This is a genomic window from Paenibacillus sp. OT2-17 (genome assembly GCF_009827695.1).
GTDB classification, from domain to species: Bacteria; Bacillota; Bacilli; order Paenibacillales; family Paenibacillaceae; genus Paenibacillus; species Paenibacillus polymyxa_B.
The window spans coordinates 1-922 of the sequence record NZ_WUDQ01000910.1 but is presented as its reverse complement, the minus strand read 5'-3'; the positions used below and the strand labels follow the sequence as shown (position 1 = coordinate 922).

Here is a 922-nt window from a genome sequence, read left to right as displayed (position 1 = left end):
AGAAGCTGCGGTAATTGCAAAGACAGACCAGGAGGGCAACAAGTATTTGTGTGCTTATATAGCAGGGGAAAGTGAATCTACAATATCAGATTTAAGGGCGCTTCTCTTAAAAGAACTTCCCGATTACATGATACCACAATACTTTGTTCAGCTGGAAAAGCTGCCTTTGACAGCCAATGGCAAAATAGATCGGAATAATTTACCCCAAAATGACGGTACTTTAGCTACATCAGTAGAGTATGTAGAGCCTTGCGGTGAAGTTGAGGAGAAGCTTGCACTGCTGTGGCATGATGCCCTTGGAGTACAAAAAATTGGTGTGAATGATAACTTCTTTGAACTGGGAGGATACTCACTGAAGGCAATATCCCTTATAAGCAGAATTTATGAACAGTTAAATGTTGAGGTACCACTAAAAGACTTTTATATGGCCCCAACCATAAAGGAAATTGCCCGTTTTATTCACAATACGTACGCCAATGATTATATTACACCAAGTCCGGCAATTCATTTTAATTCAGCAATGGAGAGTCTTATGTTTGCATTCCCTCCAGGAGGAGGAAATGGAATAGCTTATGGTAGTTTATCAAAACAAATGAATGCTTATTCCATATATTCCTTTGACTTTATAGAAAATGAGAGCAGGATGGAGGAGTATGTGAAGGCAATTACTTCTGTCAAACCCGAGGGCCCATATATTCTATTTGGTTACTCGGCAGGAGGTAATCTGGCATTTGAAGTTGCTAAAGTATTAATTGAAACTGGACATCATGTATCCGATATAATCTTTCTGGATTCGGCTAAATCATTTGTCCTTATTGAGGAAGAAAGCGAAGATGCTAAGAAACTTGCTGAGCAACAGGATAAAGAATTTATAGAAGAAAATGAGAAACTTATAAAAGGCATGTTTGGAGATAACCAGGCA

General features: G+C 38.7%; 1 protein-coding gene. It reads left to right on the top strand.

Annotated elements, in window-relative coordinates; translation table 11 throughout:
- The coding region (locus tag GRP75_RS28120) for a thioesterase domain-containing protein (protein WP_237449245.1) at positions 1-922 on the top strand (922 nt) is incomplete at both ends.